Genomic DNA, 1,315 nt, shown 5'->3' on the forward strand with positions numbered 1-1,315 from the left:
TATAAAACAGTAGTATAGCTAAAAATTAATTTAAAAAAATAACGGCATGATTCCTGCTCATAAGACTTTTAACGAATTAAATATCGTCAAATCTTTAAATTATCGAGATTCATTATGTCAGTTGAGTTTTTATGGAGAATCCCTGTTCATGGGGATGGTCGTCGAGCACATCAATTACACACACGCGGTGAATGGAATCAATTAACTCCAGCAGTTCAATCTCCACAACGTGTTGCACCGCAATATGAAGATCAGTTATTTGCTTACTATGACTATGTCGAGCAAGTAGCGAAAGCAGCCGATATTGTTGGTTTTCATGGCGCACTCATTCCTGCTTTCCCACATACTGAAGAGCCATGGGTGTTAGCTTCTGCACTGGCAAGAGAGACAAAAAGACTTCGTTTGCTCATCGCAATTCAGCCTTGGTTTATTCATCCAGCCTATGCAAGCCAAATGGCTGCAAGTTTACAGCGTTTAAGTCAGGGACGAGTAGAGTGGAATGTCATTTCAGGCGGTGGTGGCGCACAGCAACGCGCGTATGGGGACTTCATTGAACATGATCAACGCTATGCACGGACCAATGAATTTTTAGAATTTGTAAAAGGTTACTCACACAATGCACCTTTTAATTACGATGGAAAGTTTTTCCATGTTGAACAGGGCGGCCTGAAATACCCAATGAATCAATATGACGTTCCGCGTTTGTGGTTAGCAGGTGCGAGTGATGCCGCTTTACAAGTGGCAGGACGTCATGCCGATATTCATTTAACTTGGGGAGAGCCTGTAGACCAACAAAAGAAAGTGATCGAACAGGCCCAAAATTTCTTTGAGCAGAATTCGCCAGAACGGAAAGTTAAATTTGGCATGCGTATCGATATTTTGGCACGACCTACTCAAGAACAAGCCTTCCAAGAGCTTAAACAGATGTATGAAACCATTACAGTTGATGGTAATGCATTTGAACGAAAAGACACTGAATCGGTAGGAGCGAAGCGTCAGCAGGCCTTGGCACAGGGCAATCGTTTTGAAGACTTATTTGTAAGTCCGAATGTTTGGGCGGGAATGTCAAATGTACGAGGTGGGCCAAACTGTATTTTAGTCGGGAGCTACGAGCAAGTCGCAGAGCGTTTGCAAGAATATATTGATATTGGGGTTGGACATTTTATTTTAGCGAGTAATCCACATTTAGAAGAAGCATATCGAGTGGCTGAAGAAGTCTTACCCTTAGTAGGATATAAATTAAAATAATAAACTTAGACCTCTTTGAGAAATTAAAGGGGTCTTGTTGTTTGAACAGCATAACAGTGTTTGAAAA

Annotated in this window: 1 protein-coding gene; it reads left to right on the top strand. The window is 41.4% G+C overall.

Features of this window, described 5'->3' with window-relative positions:
- The first annotated feature begins 114 nt into the window (after positions 1-114).
- Positions 115-1,248 carry an LLM class flavin-dependent oxidoreductase gene (locus NL42_RS18780; RefSeq protein ID WP_461313902.1) on the top strand — a complete coding sequence of 378 codons (1,134 nt, stop codon included), beginning with the start codon at positions 115-117 and terminating at the stop codon, positions 1,246-1,248.
- Positions 1,249-1,315 lie beyond the last annotated feature (67 nt).

The organism is Acinetobacter sp. GN11 (assembly GCF_054823985.1).